Consider the following 20780-nt stretch of genomic DNA (forward strand, 5'->3'; position numbering starts at 1 on the left):
TATACTAACGAGCGCTCGGAACGGGGGGTTGCAATATCTTTATAATAAAATGGCGTTCGGAACGGGGGGTTAGATACCTATCCAAAGACGTCGAGAAGTAATCTATGTCACTTCATCAGTCTCTTCTCAGGAAAATTACCCAACCAATAGTGAACTGCCTCGGGGCTTGACCCCGAGGCACTCGCCTTGCTTATCTGTAGAATACAAATTGACTCCCACCCTCCACTTTTCACGAGAGTTTGATTCGATTGACTGGTGATAGAAATATATGTGTGGTTCTCTTAGAATCTCCAAATCCTGATGTATCCCTTTTAACGTGTATTCTGATCGACTTCCACTTAGTGATGCATTGACCGATTGCCTCACCACAAATCTTATGCACAAGATAATATAATCTACTGCATAATGATTAACAGAGAAAGCGAATTGGAGTGGCTGACTTCGCATCTCACACGGGATGATCGCCAACTTCTGGTCGTATATGGTCGTCGTCGAGTGGGGAAAACAACGCTCGTGACGACTGCACTTGAATCGATTAACCAAGATACTCTCTATTACCTTTGTGACCAACGGGGACCAGCACACAACGCAACGCAATTTGCACGGCAGTGTGCGGACCACTTCGATGATGTCCCCCCTGATGTAGACAGCTTTCTGGATGCGTTTAGGTATCTCAAGGGACGGGTTGATGGTTCATTTATCGTTGCACTAGACGAATTTTCTTACCTCGTAGAATCTGATGAGGCGATCCCGTCAGTCTTTCAGACCGTCGTTGATGAACTGTTGGCCGATACAGATATCTCGATCGTACTTTTGGGCTCGTCGATTTCGATGATGGAGGAGGGCGTTTTGAGCTACGAGAGCCCTCTGTATGGTCGCCGAACCGGTCAGTGGCGACTTGAACCACTTTCCGCCGGCAATGTGGCGAAGTTTTTCCCCCAGTACGATGCGGAGACGATCATTCAGGCGTATAGCGTTCTGGGTGGTGTGCCTGCGTACTTAGAGAAATTCGATGATCACGATGGTCTGTTCACGAACATTGAACGACATATTCTCTCAAAAGGGGAGTTTCTCTACGAAGAACCCGAGTTCCTCCTCCGGCAGGAACTCCGAGAGCCCACGACATACATGGCGATCCTCGAGGCGATTGCCAATGGAGCAACCCGCGTGACGGATATCGCGAACAGTATCGATAAGAAAGCCAGCGGGATTTCTCGATATCTCCAGAACCTCACTCAGTTGGCCCTGGTTGAGCGCGAAACACCAGTCACTGACCCCGACGGGCGCGGTGTCTACAAGCTGACTGACCAATTTGTCAGATTTTGGTTCCGATACGTCTCCCCGAATCGAGGTACTCTTGAACAAGGCCGAACCGAACCAGTGCGCGACTCGATCACTGAATCACTCCCGACACACACGAGTTTCGCCTTTGAGGAAGTCTGTCGACAGGCTGTCAGCACGTCCTCATTCCCCGTCTCTTGTTCTCGGGTAGGTCGTTGGTGGTACGGTGAGGAAGAGATCGACGTCGTTGGGTTGAACCCACAAACTAACACGCTTCTCCTCGGAGAATGTAAGTGGACGAACAGCCCCGTTGGTCGCTCGCTCTTAGACGCGGTTGAAGTGACTGAACCGGAGGTCCGCTGGCAGGGCTCCGACCGAGACGTCGAATATGCACTTTTCTCACGGTCCGGCTTTACTGACGGACTCGAGGATAGTGCAGCAGAACGTGACGACTTACATCTATTCACTCCATCGGATGTCATGGCACTATTCGAAAATGGCGCGTAAGTATCCGTTGAAATCATCGGGGTTTGATAGAACGGGTGTACAACATATGGTGCAACCTTGGTCACGCAAAATCAAGGACAACGCCATCGTGCTTTAGCGCGCGGGTGGACCCGACACCTCCTCAGGTGTGATTTCTCCGGAAACAGTGGGGTCTCAAGTCCGAATAGCAGCGGTTATTCGAAATTCTGCTGGTTCAGTTGAATGCTGAAATCAGGAACTACCTTTTAGTCAACACACAGACAGTGGTCTAAATATCAAACAGAATCAAAATGTATGATTATATATAGTTGATAATAAACACATAAGATATTATATAAGGGAGGCTCACTCCGACAACTAGCTCCGACCACAGTAAATTACAGTAAACTCCTGTGTATCAAGAGATAATCGACTTTTGATGTATTTAAGCCTTCGTATATATTCTGGTTACTCTATTATTTCAATAATATTTAAAAAATGTACTTTTATTAGAAGGTATAGGGGCTACACCACAGAGAAAGCTAACAAAATACTCATTTTAGATGAATTTTAAATTGATTTACCAACTCTTACTTTTGTCTATGGGTTATTGAATAATTCTCAAACTGTCGGATATTGTACTATGATCAAAATTTGAAATATAACCGTTCAAAAATCGTAGAGGTTAGGAACTTACGCCGGCGAGTACCGCGGGTACGAACTGTCGACTGCTTGGGCGTCTCCTTCGAGCAGTGCGACGACGAGGTAGTCGGCATAATCCGCGAAGTAATCTACAAGCCGTGAGATACGGGCAGCGTCAATCGCTTCAAGTGAGTCAAGGACCATGAACGGCACCGTTTCGTATACTTCGTGGATAAGGTATCCCGCGAGTGCAAACACAAGACCCGTCACTTCACGCTCTGATTCAGAGAGGTGGGCAATAGAGTCTTCATAGCTTACACCCTCTTCGTTCGTACGAATAACGTGCAGTTCGAAGACCGACTTGGTGACTTTCTTGCGACCCTCACGAACGCGTTGCTCTGTGCGCTCAATCCAGATTCGCTCGAGGTTCTTGTACTCGAGGACGTCAAGGACCTCGTCCATGTGAGTGTTGAATTCTTTAACAGCCTCTGATTCCAGACGCTCGATACGCGTGCGAAGTTCGTTGAGTTCCTCATCGATGTCGTCACGGTCAGCCTCTAACTCATCCCGTTCGTTGAGCTTTTCTTCGATGGATGCAATCTCATCTTCGGCATCTTCGAGATCGGAGCGAAGTCGCCTGAGATCGTACTCAATCTGGTTGGCTTCACGGTGAAGGTCGAGCAGCTCACCATGTTCTTCAATTTCTAACTCGTCGACAGTCTCTTCGAGCGAGTCGATATCGTCTTCGAGGTCCTCCCGGCGTTCTTTCAGTTCCTCGATGCGCTCCTCACGAGTGTGCTGCTCGCTTTCAATTTCGGAGAGTCGCCCCTCGATTCGGTCGCGTTCACGCTGCCGCTGTTCGTACGTCGATTTCTCGTCTTGAAGTTCCGAAAGCTCCTGCTTGAACGACCTGCTCTCGTCGAGTTTCTCCTCACGGAGACTCCGAAGTCGCTCAATGGTCGATTCGATCTCTTCTTGATCAACTTCTGACCCACACGTCCAACAGACGACCTGTTCGTCGGCAAGGAGTTGGTCGGTGACGCTTCCTCCACTCTCGCTCGATTCTGACCCACGGAGTGCCTCAACAACGTCAGAAGACGTCCCAGAGAGCATCTCCTCATTGAACTGGATCACTGACTGGAGTTCGTTGATGGTCGACTGGATCTCTTGTCGGCGCGTGCGAAGTCGGCTAATCTGAGAATCGATCTCGTTCACCTGTCCGCCAGCGAGGTCCGGAAGCTCTTCAGCGTCGTCCTGTAGGACGTCTCGTTCAGAATCCAGTGCATTGAGACTCTGTTTTTCGGTCTGGATACGCCGGTCGACGTCGTCGATCTCGCGGCGCTTGTCTCGAAGTTCACCGAGTTTCGACTCGAGCTCACTTTCTGCTTCTCGTTGTTCACTTACAGTTGCGTCGTACTCTTCTACCTCGCGTTCTTTCTCGGCAAGCCCTGTCTCTTTCTCGGCGATTTCATCTTGGAGCTTCGTCCGGCGCTGTTCGAGACTCGGAAGTTTCTCTGAGAGGTTACTCAGGGTGGAAAGTTCGTTGGAGATTTCACGCTTCTGCTGTTGGAGTACGTTGATTTCTTCGTTGATTGACTCGACGTCGACCGGTCGCATAATGAGGTCACGGAGGTCATTTTCATTTGCGACCGCTCGACGAGCATCGTTCGTTTCGAGCAAGAACGCAAAGAGGTCAGCAAGTTCTGTGTCGTCGAGTACGGGGTTTCCATCAGTAACCACCGAATTCCCCTGTCGCTCAAAGGTTCTCGTATACGATTTGTCACCGATAGTGAGCTCAACAAACCCTTCATCTGCATCGCCTTTCAACGCCACACCGTCGCTTCCGTGAGCGGCCATTATCGACCGCAAGAGAGAGGTTCTATTCGTTGCATTGCGCCCGGCAAGGACCGTTACACCTGGCTCAAACGATGTCGAGAGTCCGTCAATGCCACCGATGTTTTCTACCAAAAGGTGGACTTGTGATTTGGGCATCTGTTTTGAACTCATACTCCCACTTAGCAATTACAGCGGTATAAATCCACAGGAGTTCACAAGTCCAAAATTACAAATCTAGTTTTGTAATGGTGTCATTCAGAATTTGTCTTAGTATCACAGTCACACCTACCTTGTTTGAGTAACTGAATGACTTCGTACTGAGTTCCACAGTCTCGACAGTATACTTGAGTGTCGACGAGAACGTCGAAGTCACCGAGTTGAAGTTTGTTAGTGTTGCGAAGAGAATCAAGGCTTCTCTCGATCACTGCTACCAACCGACCGCGGAGTTTTTGGATGGATTGGACCACACTGTCGACACGGTTGGTTGATTTGGATTCCTTTGACACACCACGAATGTCTGTAAGATACGTATACACTGCCTGATGAGAGACAAAATCTGTGAGTAATTGATCAACATCTATGCCTTTCGATTGGAGCGTATTCTTGGCTTGAACTCGCATCCCTTCGGTCGTATCGTCATCAGTTAGCAAGCCATACATATTCTCTACCTCCCCATTGAGGACATCTGCGTCCGCATCACGCAACACGGCGTTAAGAACTTCTTGATTCATCAAGTCTGCAAGGTCTCTGAGGCTATCACCGTCTTTCGGATCAGTCCAGCGACGAGCCAAAGTATCTCCAAACCCGTCTAAACCGTAATTCTCAATTACCCGTTCTATCTTCGATTTTCGCCGACTGTTACCTTGATTCGTACTCATTAGTCAATAGTCACGAACTGGGGCCAAATAAGTATTCGATTCATGGTCTTATCCTACTGGGTAGAAAGTACTAATGTTCCGATGAATTGTGGTGGACGGTACTGTCTAATGTCATTTCGGCTGTGACATGATACCGTTAAGCCGCTGAGAGACCTCTATAACACTCTCATGGGTGTAAAACTGTATTTTGTTGAGTCAGCCGGTTCATGAAACGAGCGTTCTACGCCTACCTGATGTGGATCCACTCTATCTGGCTCTTATGAATCTGGGTTTGGGTTTACAAACGTAGGTATGTAATGGATTACAGCAGCCCCGATTGTTTGCATTTGAAGAACGCCGTTTGTCAATTGCGAATTTTTTGCATGCGCAACAGGACCGTCCGAATGCTAACTCGATCTCAATATTTTTTGATACTGTGTACCTAAAACCACTTGAATGTGGGGATAGTATTAGAAGTCGCGCTTGAGAGTTTATATGCTCAATTGTAATGTATCGTATGACTACAAGCTTCTTATTCATATATAAATAACAACTTTCGTCCTGTAGGCTCGAACCTTTGTCTACAAGCCTCATCGTTCCTATATCACGAAAACAGACGAATTTGTTCGTAAGATAGATTCTTCAATTTCTCACAGACGAATACTACGGGTACGTGACATTGAGTTCGATAATATTCGTCGCATTTCGTAAGACCTCCGGTATTTCCTCGTTCAACCGCTCCTCACTGAATCTACTTGTTGGGCCAGACACGCTGATTGCTCCGATTACCGTATTCTCTTCAGAGGTGATTGGTGCTGCGACACATCGTAGACCGGGAAGGCGCTCTTCCATGTCGTATGCGATCTTGTTTTCACGGACTTCGCGCAACTGTTCGAAGAGTTGCTCTTTGTCAACGATTGTGTTCGCTGTGGTTTGGTTCATTCCGTGGGAATCCAGTATCTGATTTACTTCTTCCTTCGATTTGTAGGCGAGAATCGCTTTCCCTAGTGCCGTGTTATGCATCTTGACGCGGTGTCCCATGCGTGCATCTACATTGACTGCTTGGTTACCGGCTGCTCGATGCAAGTACACGCCAATCCCTTGCTCTTCGACCATGAGATTGGACAACTCACCCGTCTGGGCTGCTATTTTTTCTACTTCTGGCTTAGCAATTTCGAACAGATCGTATCGACTGCGAGCGAACGAGCCAAAATCCAAAAACCGGAGACCAACGTGGTATTTCTGGTCTCTCTTCACCACAAAACCTGCTTCACGAAGCGTACTCAGGTAGTTGTGGATACTACTCTTTGGTAGGTCTACTTCTTCAGCGAGGTTGGATACTCTGGCTCCGTTGTTCTGTTTCAAAGCCTCTACGACCTCGATCATCTTTTGGACCCCTTTGACGGGGTTTTTTGCTTTATTTGGTTTATCCATGTCTCTCGAGTACACGTTCGTAATATAAAAAAGTAGTTCAGTAAATATGCAAGCTAGTGCTGCTCTTCGGTCACTGGATTGCAGAGTTCACCAATTCCCTCGACGGCTACGCTGACTTCGTCACCGGGTTCGAGCAGTTCACGTGGCTCTCGGAAAATCCCTACCCCGCCAGGGGTTCCTGTGGAAATGACGTCTCCAGGCACAAGCGTCATTGCGTCACTGATGTACGATATCAGCTCGAAGACGTCGAATATGAAATTGGATGTTGAAGATGACTGCTTTTCAACACCATTTACTTTACACGAAAGCGAGACGTCGTTCGGGTCGATTTCTTCGGGTGTCGCGAGCACAGGACCCATCGGAGAGAACGTGTCGTAGCTCTTTCCGCGGAAGAACTGTCCATCGTCAAATTGGGCGTCACGGCCGCTCACATCGTTGATGACTGTGTATCCTGCGACTGCCTGCTTTGCCTCTTTCCGAGTGGCGCTTCGCGTTGTGGAGCCAATCACTACACCAAGCTCCACTTCGTAATCAACCTCTTCGAGGGCGGCCGGATGGACGATTGGGTCTCCCGGATTCGTTACCGTGGTCGGAGCCTTCCCGAACAAGAGCGGTTTCTCGGGAACCTCCTCGTCTTGCTCTTCGGCATGGTCGTGGTAGTTCATACCGACGCAGACGATTTTCGGGGGCTGCGGTACTGGTGCAAGAAGTGACACATCTTCGGTATCATAGGTCTGGAGGTTAGATTCTCTGACTTTCTTTTCGAGACTGCGCCGATAGCCCGCTGAACTGATTCGTTCGAGCGTCGGTTCGTACCGAGTGCCAGTGAGTGAGTGAATCGTACCGTTCTCGACTACTCCCCATGCGACAGTCTCTGCCGTCTTGAAACGACTCAAGCGCATGGTGTGAGTGCTGGCCTGCACTGTAATAATTCTATTCCACCGACAGCTCAGATCACTCATCGGAGCCAACCGAATAGCTCACTACCCTCGATTTTATATAGTATCGGGGAGCACCTTAGTGCGGACGAGGTTAGCAATCAATGACATATACTGCAGGTATTATCGGCGCAGGTGGCATTGCGGGTATGGGAATACTAGGAATGCATGACCGTGAGAAAATCGGGAAGGAAAAAGTTCGAGCGAGTCATGCGGGCGGCTACTATGAGAACGAGGATATCGAGCTTGTTGCCGTAGCTGACGTTGACGAAAGTAAACTCGAAAGGTTCTCCGAAGCGTGGGACCTGTCCGAGGACAGATGTTACAGCAGCCACGAAGAAATGCTCAGAGCTGAGGATTTAGACGTAATTTCGGTTTGTACCCCGACGTTTCTCCGGTCCGAGCACGTGACTGATGCAGTCGAGATTGGGAACCCATCTCTGATTTGGTGTGAAAAACCAATCGCGTCGTCAGTGAGCGATGCTCGTGCGATGACTGAACTGTGTGAGGAGAACGGGATTGAACTCCTCATCAACCACTCGTTCAGATTTACTGACAAACTCCGACACCTGCGCTCTCTCATCAGAGACGAAGGCATCCTCGGAGAAATCCATGCCGTGAGTACACAGTTCAGGATGGAACTTCTACGGAATTCGACGCATCTCCTCGATACACTGGTGTTCCTGCTGGATGCCCGGCCAAAGAAAGTAAGCGGGTTCCTCACTGAAGAGAACGAGGCCGTAGATGCGCTTGAGTCGGGGCGACCGGTTACAGACTCCGGGGGGGGAGGCTTTGTCATCTTCGATGACGATACATTCGCGTCTATCGACTGCACCGTGCCTCGAGAGCCGTCTTCGATGACGATCCAGATCATCGGGGAGGAAGGCAAACTCTATCTGAACAATGACGACGGCGAATGGAGGTACTGGACGAACGATGCAGGAACGCACATAGAAGAAGGACTCAGCGGTATCGATGGGGCTTGGACGTGGGACGAAGACTATCGGAATGCGTTCCCGAACGCTGTGGACCACATTATTGAGGTACTTGAAAACGAAGAAGAGAACTATTCGAGCGCCATAGAAGCGACGCGGTCGCTCGAAATCATCGTCGGTTTCTACATCTCTCACTACATGGAATCTCACGTGCGTATCCCTCTTGATGAGCCACTCGAGGCGCTCGAGGTCACCTCGTGGTGAGGATCCGAAAAGCCGACAAAAGCATGCCATCACTCAGCACACTTATGTCCTCGATCCCGTATTAATACGTCATGACTGGAACCATTTCCTATGACTTCAGCGGGACCACGGCGGTTGTAACGGGCTCGACGAAGGGAATCGGGCGTGGAATCGCTCGGGCGTTCGCCGAGGCAGGTGCGAACGTCGTCGTCAACTCACGGACTCCAAGAGAAGTCAGCGAGACGGCTTCTGCGTTAGATTCGGGCACTCAGGGCGAGGTTGTCGGCATCGCTGCTGATATGGCGAATCTCAATTCGATAGAGGAGTTGATTGCGCAAGCAAACCACGAGTTCGGACAAATCGACGTTCTCGTTAATAATGCGGCAGTTTGGCCGAAAGAGGAGTCGATGTTAACCGCCTCAATCGAGGATTGGGAGTTCATGATGGGTGTCAATGTGCGAGCACCGTTCTACGCATCACAGCTCGCCGCTCGTCAGATGGTGGAAAATGGGGAACCGGGAACGATAATCAATGTCTCGAGTCACACCGGCGACCGTCGGTCGGGCGACACAGGACTGTACGGGACGTCAAAGTCGGCGCTCAACGGAGTCACTTGGCGGCTGGCGATGGATTTCGCAGAACACGGTATCAGAGTGAATGGCGTCTCGACGTGTCGAACCGACACGTACCAGTTTCGAAAGGGCGTTCGAGAAGCGGCGGGTCGTGGCTCGGACGCAGATATCGATGACCTCCTCGCTCAGCGAGCAGAGCAAATCCCTCTAGGTCGGCTTGGTGATGTGTCTGACATCGCTGCTGCTGTGTTGTTCCTTGCCAGCGATGGTGCGACCTACATTACTGGTGACGTCCTTCGAGTCAGTGGTGGGGACAACCTTCGCTGACGTTCTTTTGCACTGAGCGCGGCCACATCACAGCTCTGAACTGCTAGGCGGAGTGTCGAATCGCAGCGCTGCTTGCTCGACTCGTCAGTAGAAACAGTATAAAAACGGGAATACCAACCGTGATGTGTGAACGTAGAACCCGTACAGCGTGACTACGCGCAGTTTCAATAGGCTTGGTAACTCCATTTTGCGACGCTAAATCGACTTTCCTGACGGTCCAGGGGGTATGCATAACACTTAATCTAACCGACTATGAGAGTTTGACTCATGGAAATAGTTGACTTCCGACTTCGAAAACTAGTCTTCCCAGACGACCGGACTATCAGCGACTCACAAATCCAGCCGAAAACCGACCGACATAGTGTACTCCTGGAGCTACACACCGAAACTGGGATCACCGGATATGGTTTCGGGGCCTCTTCGTTGCCCGAATCGGAGATAAAACGCCAATTCAAATCGGAGTGGGAACGACTCGACGGAGAGTCGCCGTTCGTCCTGTGTAATCGAATCGAACGGCCACGGGGTGGCAACTACACGCAAGAAAAGTACGGTGGTCAATTCCAGAGGATGGTCGATTATGCCTGCTGGGATCTTATTGGGAAATATCTGGAAAAACCACTGTACCAAGTGTTGGGGGGGAAAGACCCAGCAGTTCCCGCGTATGCAAGTGGCCTCGCATTCCACCACGACGACGACCGCACGCGAGATATCTATCGAAAATTCAAGAACTGGGGATTCGATGCAGCGAAAGTGAAAGTTGGCTATCCGACGCTCGAAGAAGACATTGAGAGGCTGGGACTCGTCGCTGATGTCTTCGGACGAAATCCGAGATTGATGGCCGATGCGAACGAGGCCTTCTCGCCGAAAGAAGCCATCCGTCGAATCAACGCATACCGTGAAGCGGGCTTCGACATTTTCTGGGTCGAGGATCCAGTCTTTCGGGAGGACGTTGAGGGAATCCAAAGGGTCGCTCAGGCGATCGACTTCGCACACATCAACGTCGGAGAGTACGTGAATTTCGAGCAAAAATGCAGGCTGCTCGAAAACGGCGCAGTCGACATCATGAATCTTCAGGGTATCAACGCCGGAAGACGGAGTGCGACTGTGGCGAGCGCGTACGGAGTCCCGGTTTCCTACGGTAATACTCCGATGGACGTTGGTATTCACGCGGCTGCCGCACTTCCCGAAGTCGTCTACATCGAGTATGCACATCATGACTGGGGCAGAGTCCTCGAGCAGTCGGTTAGGATTGATGATGGAAAGATGATCGCACCAGACCGACCAGGGCACGGTCTGAAGATAACGGACGACGCAATCGAGCGATATCGACGATCGGAGTGAGCAAACGTTCGATGCTGAGTTAGCTTCGACTCGCCCAAACTTTTTTATTGTCAGACGAGGGGTTCTCAGTCATGCGGATAACAGAAGTAGAGGTAATTCCGGTTGCGCATAGAGAACCACCCCTCCTGAACGCATGGGGAATCCACAGTGAGCAGGAAGCGAGGACCATCCTTCGACTGACGACTGCGGACGGGACGGTTGGAATAAGTGAGACGTATGGAAGCGATGCAGTGATCAACGAGTTGCGTCGTGTCGCCCCGACAGTTGAGAAATCGAGCCCACACGATAGGAAAAAATTGGAGCTTCGGATGCAACGGGGACAGAACCGTGGCGGGGTAGGCGCGAAAGCGTTCGCCGCATACGAGACGGCGATGTTGGATCTTATCGGCCGGGCGACGGGAACTCCGATGTACGACTTACTGGGTGGCAAGGTCCGTGACGAAGTGGAGTTCTCAGCGTATCTCTTCTTTAAACACGCGGACAGAGACCCATCGTCTGCGGCGATTGCCCCACAAGAGGTTCTCTCTCCGGAAGCGATGGTTGAAGAAGCACGAGAGTTCGTCGAGACGCATGGCTTCGAGACGCTCAAGCTGAAAGCTGGAGTGCTGTCCCCAGAGGAGGAAGTACGTACGTTAGAACTTCTTGCTGAAAAGTTCGGCAGAGACGTTCCGCTTCGGATCGATCCAAATGGCAATTGGAGTGTGGAGACAGCGACGAAGATAGCGAAGGAGCTCGACCGGTTGGAGCTCAATGTCGAGTTCCTCGAAGACCCGGTGCCGACGATGAACGCGCACGCGCGACTCAAACGGAACACGAAGTTCCCCGTTGCGACGAACATGTACGTCACGTCATTCAATGAGGTCTCACCAGCGGTCTCGGAAGACGCAGTCGATGTGGTTCTGAGCGATCATCACTACTGGGGCGGACCACAGAAGACAATCGAGCTCGACCGCCTTTGCCGAACCTTCGATCTTGGGGTTGGAATGCATTCGAACTCTCATCTTGGAGTAAGCATGGCTGCGATGGCTCACACTGCCGCCGCGATGCCAACTGTCCGGTATGCGTGTGATACACATTATCCATGGGAAGCCGACGATGTGATTGTCGGTGGACCCATCGAATTCGAGGATGGTGTGATACCAGTCTCGGATGACCCTGGACTCGGTGTGAAGATCGACGAGAATGCCGTAGACCGGTTGCACGAGGCATACACTGACGACCCACCAGAGCGTGACGATTCGGCCAAACTCAACGAACGCCGAGGCGAGTGGGTGCCGAACGCACCACGATTCTGAGTACGAGATGGCTATACCTACAAAAAGAGAGTAGTTTTTAAGTACACGAACTATAGACACATTACCATGGCTGACCTCACAATCAAAAATTTGGAGAAACAGTTCGATGGCATTCTCGCAGTCGACGATGTCTCTATAGACATCGCGGACGGTGAGTTTCTGGTCATCGTGGGACCGAGTGGATGCGGAAAGAGCACCACGCTGAACTGCGTTGCGGGACTCCAGCACCCCACCGACGGGAAGATTCTGCTGGACGGGGAAGATATCACTACCTTCAGTCCGCAGGAGCGGGATATCGCGATGGTCTTCCAAAACTATGCACTGTATCCGCACATGACCGTGCGTGAGAACCTCTCGTTTGGGTTGAAAATGTCTTCGGACCTTCCGAAATCGGCGATTCGAGAGAAAGCCGAGGAGATTGCCGAGTTGCTCAGTATCACCGACCTACTCGACGACAAGCCGAAACAGCTGTCCGGTGGGCAACAACAGCGGGTTGCGCTGGGGCGGGCAATCATCCGAGAACCCGAGGCGTTCCTGATGGACGAACCGCTCAGCAATCTGGACGCGAAACTCCGAACCGAGATGCGGACCGAACTGCAAAAACTACAGAACGACCTCGACACGACCACGATTTACGTCACGCACGACCAGACGGAGGCGATGACGATGGGTGACAAAATAGCGGTTCTCAATGGCGGGAAACTGCAGCAACTCGACTCACCTCTCGAGCTCTACTACCGACCCGCGAACCAGTTCGTCGCAAGCTTCATCGGAAACCCGTCAATGAACTTTCTTGATGTTACCAAAGCCATGACGGCCAACGGAGTCGAACTACGACACGACCAATTCACGTTCCAGTTCGCGGACACTCCAGCCGAGTTAGAGTCGAGCAACGACTCTCTCGTTCTTGGAGTTCGACCTGAAAAGCTGGAGATTGCCGACGGGACTGAGCGGAACACGATTGACGCGACCGTGAACGTCATCGAACCGATGGGTGATGTCAACCACGCGTACGTGCAGGTCGGAGATGTCGAATTGACGGTCACGTTACCCGGAACAGTGTACGTCCCCGAGGGAGAGGACGTTACGCTTGCGCTCGCCGAATCGGATATTCACGTTTTCGACCGAGAAGTCGGGAACAGTCTGGTCAATCCGACCATCTCCACGGAAGACCTTCCAATTGAGAATGGGGCTCAAGCAGCGACCGGCGCCGAGCCTCACTCGACCACTCACTGACGAGCCTCGCCTCTCGTTGGTCAGTTAGGATTTAGTACCCTGCTGTGCAAAACCTGGGTATGTCTTCAGGTGAAATTGACGGACACACTCACGCTTGGGCTCCGGCGTCTCGTTTTGAGTGGCTCAATGATGGCCCGTCCTGCGTAACCAAGCTCGTCTATACAGTTGAAGATCTGTTAGAAGATATCGAAAGACGGGGAAGCGACCAGGCAGTCATCGTCGGGACGCCCATTCACGGCCCGCCCAACCCCTACGTCTTACAGTGTGTCGAACGATACCCTGACACGTTTTACGGCGTCATCACCCTCGAGTACACGTCACCGACAATTGAAGAACAGATCGATGAGTACGTAACCCGTGACCGAATCCTTGGGGTCCGACTGTACGCCCTCGAAGGAGCAAACTGGCTGCTGGATGACTCGATGGATTCGTTCTGGGATGCTATGGAGAAGGTCGACGGTAGGCAGGTTCAGATTCTTACTCGTCCCGAGTCGTTTGAAACGCTCACTGCCGTCGTTGATCGATGCCCCTCGATAGAGTTCGTCATCGACCATCTCGGCTTGCCTACTCCGGAGGTGCACAGTCCAACGACAGAACCCTATTCTACGCTCAGACAGCTAGCCACCTACGACAACGTTCATCTGAAAGTAACACACTCCGCATCTGCCCGGCCGTATCCGTTCCGGGATATCCACGAGTTCATTCCAACGACAATCGATTGGTTCGGCGCTGACCGGGTCTTCTGGGGGTCCGATTACAGCTACCACTTCAAAGACGCTACCGTTACCGAAACGAGACGGTTTTTGGACGAAGTTGAGACGATTTCGAGTCACGAACGGAGCTATCTCACCGGGAAGACGCTCAAAAAGTTACTTCGAGAGTGAAATAGTTCTGTCAGGCCTCAGCACCGGCTATCTAACATGGGCTAGATATTAACAAACACAAATATTATAAGGAAAGACAATAAACCACAGTCGAAGCATCATGAAGTCAAAACTAACGCGGCGCAAAGTCATTGCAGCCGCGAGTGCTGGGGTAGCATCGATTGCAGGGTGTACGGGTCAAAGTTCGAACGAAAGTACGAACCAACCGAATACAACACAGACTTCGGGCGGGTCTGACGACGAGACTGAGTCAGAAGATCAGACGACGTCAGCACCAGAAGGCATGGATCTTGAAGCGTGGGCATGGTCCGTCCACTACGACGCTCTCGAGAGGATCGCACCGCTTTACGAGGAGCAAAGTGCGAATACAGTACAGACGTCCGAAGCGAGCGACGACAAGACCACGCAAAAGTTGATTTCATCGCTGCAGGCTCAATCAAGCTTGCCGAGTATTTCGCTGGTACTCCCCGGCTCATTCAAGAGCGTCGCACGAAAGGGAGGGTTCCAACGAATCGACGATCTGGTGAAAAAGAACGAGGACCAACTGTTCACAGTCGCAAAGACGAAATTCAAAGTCAACGGGAAATATTTCGGCTTTCCTAACGACCTCGGTCCGTACGCGTACTTCTACAACACGGAACTGTTCGAGGAAGCTGGGCTACCAACCGAGCCCGAAGCGGTCGAACAAGAGATTCAGACTTGGGACCAGTTCATTGAGGCTGGCAAGCAGCTAGAACAAGCGACCGGTGCCAAGATGATTTCGTTCGAGGATACCGACTACTCGAACGGGCTTGCTCGCGCGATGCCGCTGCAAGCCGGTGGTATCTTCTATAATGAGGATGGGGAGTTCCAGTTCAACATGCCGAGTAACGTAACGGCATTCAAGAAACTGCAAGAGCTCCACCGGGAGATCAACACCCCCACCCAGCAGTGGTCGAACAAATACTACAGCCAACACAGCAACGGAGAAGTCGCCGTCGCGCCCGGTGCTGCGTGGTTGGTTGGAATCATGAAGCAGAACATGACCGGGTTGGAGGGCAAAGTCAGAATCGCTCGAATCCCCAGAATAGGCGAACTCGACAGTGCTCGAGGCGCCAACTACGGTGGCGGGGTAGCTGGTATCCCCACGCCCCTCGGACAGAAAGAGACCGAACAAGCAAAGGACTTCGGTACGTTCTGGCACGTCTCTGAAACCGGTTTCAACCAGAAGCTGAAAGCGGGAGCGTTCCCCGCGAACAAGGTGGAAGGTGCTGAGATGATGGAGAAGGAAGACCCATTCTTTGGTGGGCAAAAGCGGACTAAGAAGTTCGTCCAATCGGCGGAGGAGTGCCCGCCACAGTACCCGGACCCGGTTCTCCGCGGTGCCGACATCGTCAACACCTACCAAAGCTTCGTCACGGACATTCTGCGAAACGACAAGGACGTCAAAACGGCGATTGATGCCACCCACGAGAAGATGATGAACAACATCCAGGAGGCGGACAAGACGGTTGATAAGTAGTCTCGAGAACTGCGTACCCGCTGATGGCTAAAGCAATTGAAAGGTTCGAGCGTTCTGTCTCCCATTTCTCGGACCTTGTTTTCTATAGAGGTAGATAGTTTTATGAGTATAGATACTCTGTTACAGACTAGTCTGGTAGAATATGGCAATCAATACAGAAAACACCGACACTGGAACGAGTTCGTTCTGGAAAGGGGTGACGTTCGAGCGAGTCGTGCCGTATCTGTTCTTACTCCCGTTCTTTGCCATCTTCGGAGCGTTCTACATCTATCCGCTGGTGTGGGCTCCTTGGATGAGCTTTCAGAGTTTCAGTTTAGCGGGCACGCAGTTTGTCGGGCTTCAAAACTTCAGGACGCTGTTCGAGACGGGGCGAATTGTCACTATCACATATAACACGGTGTTCATCGCAGCCATTGCAATTCCGCTCCAAGTTGGGGCGGGAATGGTGATTGCGGTGGTGCTGAACTCTCAGTACATTAAACTCAAGACCGCGCTTCGGGGGGGCTACCTGATGCCGCTGGTAACTTCGACGACGGTCCTCGCTATCGTCTTTACTGCGTTCCTCAGCGAGAGTGGAATCGTCAATATCGGGCTGAACAACCTGTTTGGAGTTACGATTCCGTGGCTCCAAGAACCAGTGTGGGCCCGAATTTCGGTTGCGATTGCGCACGCATGGCGGGGGATGGGTCTAGCCGTGCTGATATATCTGGCTGGGCTCCAGGGAATCCCAAAACAGCTGTATCAAGCAGCTAAAATCGACGGCGCATCCAAGTGGGCACAATTCCGGTACATCACCGTGCCGCAGTTGAAACCGATAACCATTCTGGTGCTGATTCTGACCACATCGAAGGCGCTGAAGCTCTTCGAGACTCCCTACGTCCTCACCGACGGTGGCCCGGACTCGGCGACGTACACTATCGTCTTCGAGATGTACACTGCCGCATTCCGAAACTTCCAACTCGGATACGCTGCAGCGGTCGGAACGGTGCTCGCAATCATGCTTTCGGCCATCATGATAATCCAGTACAACCTTCTGAACGACTCGGAACCAGACGCGGGGCACTAACAATGACGACGAACCTATCGGATTCGGAGGAAAGTAATCGAGCAGAACGACAGTGGAGTGAGCGTATCGTGGAGAGAATCGACGACAGCATCTTCCCCTCGACCGCGCGCGGGCTCGGTATCAACGTCGTGGCATTACTTGGCGCTGTCGTCTTCGCGTTCCCGTTTTACTTCATGATTGTGGGCTCGACGGTAGCTCCCGGCGAAGTGTTCAGCTGGCCGATTCGGTTGCTTCCCGGCGACCGACTAATTCAGAATTACTCCTACCTCTTGACAGAGACCAACTTCCTCTCCTCGTTGGGCAGCAGTCTAATCTACGCTGTGTTGAACATGATCGGTGTCGTGATTCTGGGGACGACTGCGGGGTACGCCTTTGCGAAGTTCAGCTTCCCGGGCCACAAACCGTTGTTCTATCTCACCCTCTCGACGCTTGCGATCCCTTTCACCCTACTCGCCATCCCGCTGTTCAATCTCCTCGTTCAGTACAACCTGGTCGACACCTATCCGGGTGTGATTCTGCCAGCGATGGCGCACCCGGTTGCCGTCTTCTTCATGAAGCAGAATATCGAGCAGACGATTCTCGACGACATGCTGAACAGCGCCCGCATGGACGGAGCATCGGAGTCACAAATCTTCGTCCGAATCGTCCTCCCGCTGCTCCGTCCAGGAATGGCCGCCCTTGCGGTGTTGCTCTTCGTGGACCGGATGAACGACCTCTTCTGGCCACTCGTGGTACTCCGCTCTCCCGATAAGCAGGTGGCGACAGTCTGGCTCGCCAACGTGACTGGTGGGACCCAAGCGGCGACGCCATGGGACGTGCTCCTGCCCGGTGCAGTCATCACTACCATCCCCGTCGCGCTCGTGTTCATCTTCATGCACAAGCACTTCGTCCAAGGCCTTCTCTCAGGGTCCGTGAAACAGTAATTCGTTTTCAGCTATTCGAGCGACGTTTCTTCGAACGTCTCGGGCCACTCATCACCGTCGTCGTTCGGATCGTACCCAAGTTCTTTCTTACTACGCTCCAGCGAAAACCACCGACGCGAGTTGTTGCTGACGCCGTTGTAGATACCGAACGTGACGTCTTCATCGGAGAGACAACAGTCCACTTGATGAGCGAAATCGCGTCGAGAGTGCCACATTGCTTTCATTCGAGCGACTTTCTCGTCGTATGCTTCGGTCCCGCGCTCGAAGTCACCGTTCTCAACACCGCGTTCTGCATCTCCGAACGGATGGTCGTACTCCTCCCAGCGGACGCTACAGATCCTGAGCGAGTAAAACTGTCTCGGGAACCCGAAGTTCTCGACGAAGAAGCGACCGAGAGTCTCTCCGAACGCTTTCGACGCGCCGTAGTACGAGTCAGGACGCGGTGAGTCGTTTGGGGTAATCCAGACCCCGTGGCCCGGATAGTATATCTCAGGAGCGTTCTCTCGTTCAACCATGCCGACGACATGGTTCGACGAAGCGAACACCACGGACTCGACTTCCGCCTCTCGGGCGGCAGTGAGAACGTTATTGACTCCGCGTAGGTTCGGCTCATCTACGTCTTCGTAGGTGCTGGCGACGGATGGGAAACCGGCGAGATGTACGACCGCATCCTTGCCAGTAAACGCTGGCCTGATCGCCTCGTAATCTGAGACGTCTGCGACGACAGTGTCGTACTCGCCGTACTGATGGTCTGCTGGTCGGTCTGACCGGTTCAGGCACGTGAAATCGTAGTGGCTGTCCTCCGAGAGTTCGTCGATAATCGCGGTTCCGCACCGACCGTACGCACCTGTAACTAGGACGTCCATGCCTAAGATACAGTTGTGGGGTATCAAATAGCTACTGCAGGTCACCTCGGCTACCGTCGGTCGCAAAACTCAACGTTGCACAAAGGTATTTATGAGTGGATTTGGTTTACCTATTCATGGGATTCGATAGTTTACGGCAGAGTCTGAAAGACGTCGCCTTCACAACCACCACGCCGTTCGATTCGGAGAGTGAGAATGTCCGGTTGGACGTAATCGAGGAGAACCTCACGTTCTGTCTCGAAGCAGGTGCGAACGTGTTCATTCCCTGCGGAAACACTGGTGAATATTACTCGCTCTCACACGAGGAACGAATTCAGGTCGTCGAAGAAACTGTCGACGCCGTAGGGGAAGAAGCAACCGTCGTTGGCGGCCTCGGGGGCTCGACGAAAACGGCATTGGAGTTACTCGACGCATATGAAGCCGCGGGTGTTGATGCGGTAATGATAATGGACCCTGTTCACACCTACGTCCACCAATCCGGCCTTCAGGACTACTACGAGCGGATCATTTCTGAGGCGAGCGTTGGTGTCGTAATATACAAACGAAGCCACGAGATGCCGGACAGTCTGGTCAGTGAGCTCGCGTCCTACGAAAACGTCGTCGGCGTGAAGTACGCCGTCAACGATATCAAAGCGTTCTCGGCGGTTGTCTCCGAGACGGATGCTCAAGTCACGTGGATTAACGGTATCGCCGAACGGTACGCCCCCTCGTTTGCGATGGAGGGTGCAGGCGGGTTCACTACAGGCATCGGAAATTTCGTCCCTGCTGCGACCCTCGAACTGTTCGACGCTATCGAACGAGAAGAGTGGGAACCAGCGAGACAACTCAGAGAAAACCTTCGACCATACGAAGACCTTCGGGAAGAAACTGGGCCGAACAACGAGCTCGAGGCGGCTAACAACGTACCCGTCGTAAAGCACGGTATGGAACTGGCAGGGCTGTACGGGGGCCCAGTTCGAGAACCACTCGTCGAGCTATCGTCTGAGGATGCGTCACGAGCAGAATCGTACTACAAAGAAATCGACGGGAAAGTCTCGTCACCGGCGCAATGACGTGGGAATTCGAGACAGTCGTGCAGGGGTGCGAGTTCACGGAAGGTCCGGTGTGGAGTGGTGAACGGATACTGTTCACCGATACCAAGGCCAGCCAGATTCTCGCATTCGACCCGTCCGAAGGTGAAACAAGCATCGTTCGGTCCGACGTAAGCGGGGCAATCGGCCTCAAATACGGCCGTGAGGGACACCTCCATGGATGCGAAGGAGACGGGAGACAGATTGCAAGGTACAGGTACGGTGAGAAAGTCGTTGTCGCGGATTCGTACCAATCCGAGCGACTGAACCGTCCCAACGACCTGGATTTCGACTCGCAAAACCGGGTGATTTTCACCGACCCAGACTACACCGGACAAGGTGACGAACTCGGACACGACTCTGTCTACCGGCAGGAGAGCCCTGGAAACCATTCTCTCGTTCGGTTAACTACCGACACAACTCGGCCGAACGGAGTTCTGCTGTCACCTGACGAATCGACCCTTTACGTAGCAGAGAGTAAGTACGGACGCGGAAATCGCCGCGAACTTCGGGCCTATCCAATCCACTCAGACGGGACACTCGGGGACTACGAAGTGCTCCATAACTTCTATCCCCACCGAGGTATCGACGGGATGTGTCTCGACGAATATGGAAACATTATCGCCACGGCAGGCTGGGAAAAGAGTGGACCTGGGCCGATGCTCTACGTTTTCAACCCCTCCGGGAGAGTCCTCGAAACACATCCGTACCCGGGAGCCCGCCCGACCAACTGCACCTTCGCTGGCACCGATTTGTCTACACTATACGTAACCGACGCGCGTGGGCGCTTGCTCCGAACCAAAACTGACCGTGTGGGATATCCACCGGCCTGGATGCGAGCAGAATCCGATGTCGTACCGGCTGGAGACGAATAGGCGAGCGTCAACCCGGCCACTCGATATCGTCGGACTGTGGGATTTGGCCGATACGGTAGAACATTTTGTGATGATATTGGCTCTGACGTAGTGTAATCTGATTAACTATAATAAAAGTTATAAAAATATTTATTAGTATCTACAATGAATGTCATGACAATTGGTATACTCCCACATGCCAAACGAGCGTCGT

The 20780-nt window shown here is 52.2% G+C and carries 17 protein-coding genes; 12 read left to right on the forward strand and 5 right to left on the reverse strand.

Going from position 1 to position 20780, the window contains the following annotated elements:
* Nucleotides 1–405: 405 nt before the first annotated feature.
* Nucleotides 406–1788, forward strand: a complete 1383-nt coding sequence (locus ABY42_RS18510; RefSeq protein ID WP_050460441.1) for an ATP-binding protein — start codon at nucleotides 406–408, stop codon at nucleotides 1786–1788.
* Nucleotides 1789–2439: 651 nt separating this feature from the next.
* On the opposite strand, the gene ABY42_RS18515 is transcribed toward ABY42_RS18510, so the two are convergent.
* The 4 genes from ABY42_RS18515 to ABY42_RS18525 form a co-directional block, all read right to left on the reverse strand.
* Nucleotides 2440–4395: an archaea-specific SMC-related protein gene (locus ABY42_RS18515; RefSeq protein ID WP_050460442.1), complete on the reverse strand. Its 1956-nt coding sequence runs from the start codon at nucleotides 4393–4395 to the stop codon at nucleotides 2440–2442.
* Nucleotides 4396–4475: 80 nt separating this feature from the next.
* Nucleotides 4476–5102: a rod-determining factor RdfA gene (rdfA, locus tag ABY42_RS19220; RefSeq protein WP_082220738.1), complete on the reverse strand. Its 627-nt coding sequence runs from the start codon at nucleotides 5100–5102 to the stop codon at nucleotides 4476–4478.
* A 642-nt stretch (nucleotides 5103–5744) separates the two neighbouring features.
* Nucleotides 5745–6515 carry an IclR family transcriptional regulator gene (locus ABY42_RS19225; RefSeq protein WP_082220739.1) on the reverse strand — a complete coding sequence of 257 codons (771 nt, stop codon included), beginning with the start codon at nucleotides 6513–6515 and terminating at the stop codon, nucleotides 5745–5747.
* Between the two features lie 53 nt (nucleotides 6516–6568).
* Nucleotides 6569–7417, reverse strand: coding sequence for a fumarylacetoacetate hydrolase family protein (locus tag ABY42_RS18525; RefSeq protein WP_050460444.1), 849 nt, complete (start codon nucleotides 7415–7417; stop codon nucleotides 6569–6571).
* A 140-nt stretch (nucleotides 7418–7557) separates the two neighbouring features.
* On the opposite strand from ABY42_RS18525, the gene ABY42_RS18530 reads away from it, so the two are divergent.
* From ABY42_RS18530 to ABY42_RS18570, 9 genes are all read left to right on the forward strand, one after another.
* Entirely contained in the window at nucleotides 7558–8652 is a 1095-nt protein-coding gene (locus tag ABY42_RS18530) for a Gfo/Idh/MocA family protein (RefSeq protein WP_050460445.1), read from the forward strand.
* A gap of 71 nt (nucleotides 8653–8723) precedes the next feature.
* A complete protein-coding gene (locus ABY42_RS18535) occupies nucleotides 8724–9530 on the forward strand; it encodes an SDR family NAD(P)-dependent oxidoreductase (RefSeq protein ID WP_050460446.1) in 807 nt (268 codons plus the stop codon).
* Between the two features lie 267 nt (nucleotides 9531–9797).
* Nucleotides 9798–10871: a mandelate racemase/muconate lactonizing enzyme family protein gene (locus tag ABY42_RS18540; protein WP_050460447.1), complete on the forward strand. Its 1074-nt coding sequence runs from the start codon at nucleotides 9798–9800 to the stop codon at nucleotides 10869–10871.
* A 71-nt stretch (nucleotides 10872–10942) separates the two neighbouring features.
* Nucleotides 10943–12166: an enolase C-terminal domain-like protein gene (locus tag ABY42_RS18545; protein ID WP_050460448.1), complete on the forward strand. Its 1224-nt coding sequence runs from the start codon at nucleotides 10943–10945 to the stop codon at nucleotides 12164–12166.
* 66 nt (nucleotides 12167–12232) lie between these two features.
* Complete coding sequence (locus ABY42_RS18550) at nucleotides 12233–13402, forward strand: ABC transporter ATP-binding protein (protein ID WP_050460449.1); 1170 nt, start codon at nucleotides 12233–12235, stop codon at nucleotides 13400–13402.
* 59 nt (nucleotides 13403–13461) lie between these two features.
* A complete protein-coding gene (locus ABY42_RS18555; RefSeq protein WP_050460450.1) occupies nucleotides 13462–14286 on the forward strand; it encodes an amidohydrolase family protein in 825 nt (274 codons plus the stop codon).
* Nucleotides 14287–14569: 283 nt separating this feature from the next.
* Complete coding sequence (locus ABY42_RS18560) at nucleotides 14570–15787, forward strand: extracellular solute-binding protein (protein ID WP_050460451.1); 1218 nt, start codon at nucleotides 14570–14572, stop codon at nucleotides 15785–15787.
* A 142-nt stretch (nucleotides 15788–15929) separates the two neighbouring features.
* Nucleotides 15930–16853, forward strand: coding sequence for a carbohydrate ABC transporter permease (locus tag ABY42_RS18565; RefSeq protein WP_050460452.1), 924 nt, complete (start codon nucleotides 15930–15932; stop codon nucleotides 16851–16853).
* 68 nt (nucleotides 16854–16921) lie between these two features.
* Nucleotides 16922–17776: a carbohydrate ABC transporter permease gene (locus ABY42_RS18570; protein WP_197092953.1), complete on the forward strand. Its 855-nt coding sequence runs from the start codon at nucleotides 16922–16924 to the stop codon at nucleotides 17774–17776.
* 11 nt (nucleotides 17777–17787) lie between these two features.
* On the opposite strand, the gene ABY42_RS18575 is transcribed toward ABY42_RS18570, so the two are convergent.
* Nucleotides 17788–18642 carry an NAD-dependent epimerase/dehydratase family protein gene (locus ABY42_RS18575; RefSeq protein WP_050460454.1) on the reverse strand — a complete coding sequence of 285 codons (855 nt, stop codon included), beginning with the start codon at nucleotides 18640–18642 and terminating at the stop codon, nucleotides 17788–17790.
* Nucleotides 18643–18758: 116 nt separating this feature from the next.
* Here ABY42_RS18575 and ABY42_RS18580 point away from each other — a divergent pair, with 116 nt between their 5' ends.
* Both ABY42_RS18580 and ABY42_RS19230 read left to right on the forward strand, forming a co-directional pair.
* Nucleotides 18759–19694: a dihydrodipicolinate synthase family protein gene (locus tag ABY42_RS18580; RefSeq protein WP_050460455.1), complete on the forward strand. Its 936-nt coding sequence runs from the start codon at nucleotides 18759–18761 to the stop codon at nucleotides 19692–19694.
* Nucleotides 19691–20587, forward strand: a complete 897-nt coding sequence (locus tag ABY42_RS19230; protein ID WP_082220740.1) for an SMP-30/gluconolactonase/LRE family protein — start codon at nucleotides 19691–19693, stop codon at nucleotides 20585–20587. Before ABY42_RS18580 ends, ABY42_RS19230 begins: the two co-directional genes overlap by 4 nt.
* The last annotated feature ends 193 nt before the right edge of the window (nucleotides 20588–20780 follow it).

Source organism: Haloferax gibbonsii (genome assembly GCF_001190965.1).
GTDB lineage: Archaea > Halobacteriota > Halobacteria > Halobacteriales > Haloferacaceae > Haloferax > Haloferax gibbonsii.

Coding starts and splice junctions, on each gene's coding strand:
- ABY42_RS18510 (WP_050460441.1), top strand. CDS start 406: ATGATTAACAGAGAAAGCGAATTGGAGTGGCTGACTTCGCATCTCACA.
- ABY42_RS18515 (WP_050460442.1), bottom strand. CDS start 4,395: ATGAGTTCAAAACAGATGCCCAAATCACAAGTCCACCTTTTGGTAGAA.
- rdfA (WP_082220738.1), bottom strand. CDS start 5,102: ATGAGTACGAATCAAGGTAACAGTCGGCGAAAATCGAAGATAGAACGG.
- ABY42_RS19225 (WP_082220739.1), bottom strand. CDS start 6,515: ATGGATAAACCAAATAAAGCAAAAAACCCCGTCAAAGGGGTCCAAAAG.
- ABY42_RS18525 (WP_050460444.1), bottom strand. CDS start 7,417: ATGCGCTTGAGTCGTTTCAAGACGGCAGAGACTGTCGCATGGGGAGTA.
- ABY42_RS18530 (WP_050460445.1), top strand. CDS start 7,558: ATGACATATACTGCAGGTATTATCGGCGCAGGTGGCATTGCGGGTATG.
- ABY42_RS18535 (WP_050460446.1), top strand. CDS start 8,724: ATGACTGGAACCATTTCCTATGACTTCAGCGGGACCACGGCGGTTGTA.
- ABY42_RS18540 (WP_050460447.1), top strand. CDS start 9,798: ATGGAAATAGTTGACTTCCGACTTCGAAAACTAGTCTTCCCAGACGAC.
- ABY42_RS18545 (WP_050460448.1), top strand. CDS start 10,943: ATGCGGATAACAGAAGTAGAGGTAATTCCGGTTGCGCATAGAGAACCA.
- ABY42_RS18550 (WP_050460449.1), top strand. CDS start 12,233: ATGGCTGACCTCACAATCAAAAATTTGGAGAAACAGTTCGATGGCATT.
- ABY42_RS18555 (WP_050460450.1), top strand. CDS start 13,462: ATGTCTTCAGGTGAAATTGACGGACACACTCACGCTTGGGCTCCGGCG.
- ABY42_RS18560 (WP_050460451.1), top strand. CDS start 14,570: ATGGATCTTGAAGCGTGGGCATGGTCCGTCCACTACGACGCTCTCGAG.
- ABY42_RS18565 (WP_050460452.1), top strand. CDS start 15,930: ATGGCAATCAATACAGAAAACACCGACACTGGAACGAGTTCGTTCTGG.
- ABY42_RS18575 (WP_050460454.1), bottom strand. CDS start 18,642: ATGGACGTCCTAGTTACAGGTGCGTACGGTCGGTGCGGAACCGCGATT.
- ABY42_RS18580 (WP_050460455.1), top strand. CDS start 18,759: ATGGGATTCGATAGTTTACGGCAGAGTCTGAAAGACGTCGCCTTCACA.
- ABY42_RS19230 (WP_082220740.1), top strand. CDS start 19,691: ATGACGTGGGAATTCGAGACAGTCGTGCAGGGGTGCGAGTTCACGGAA.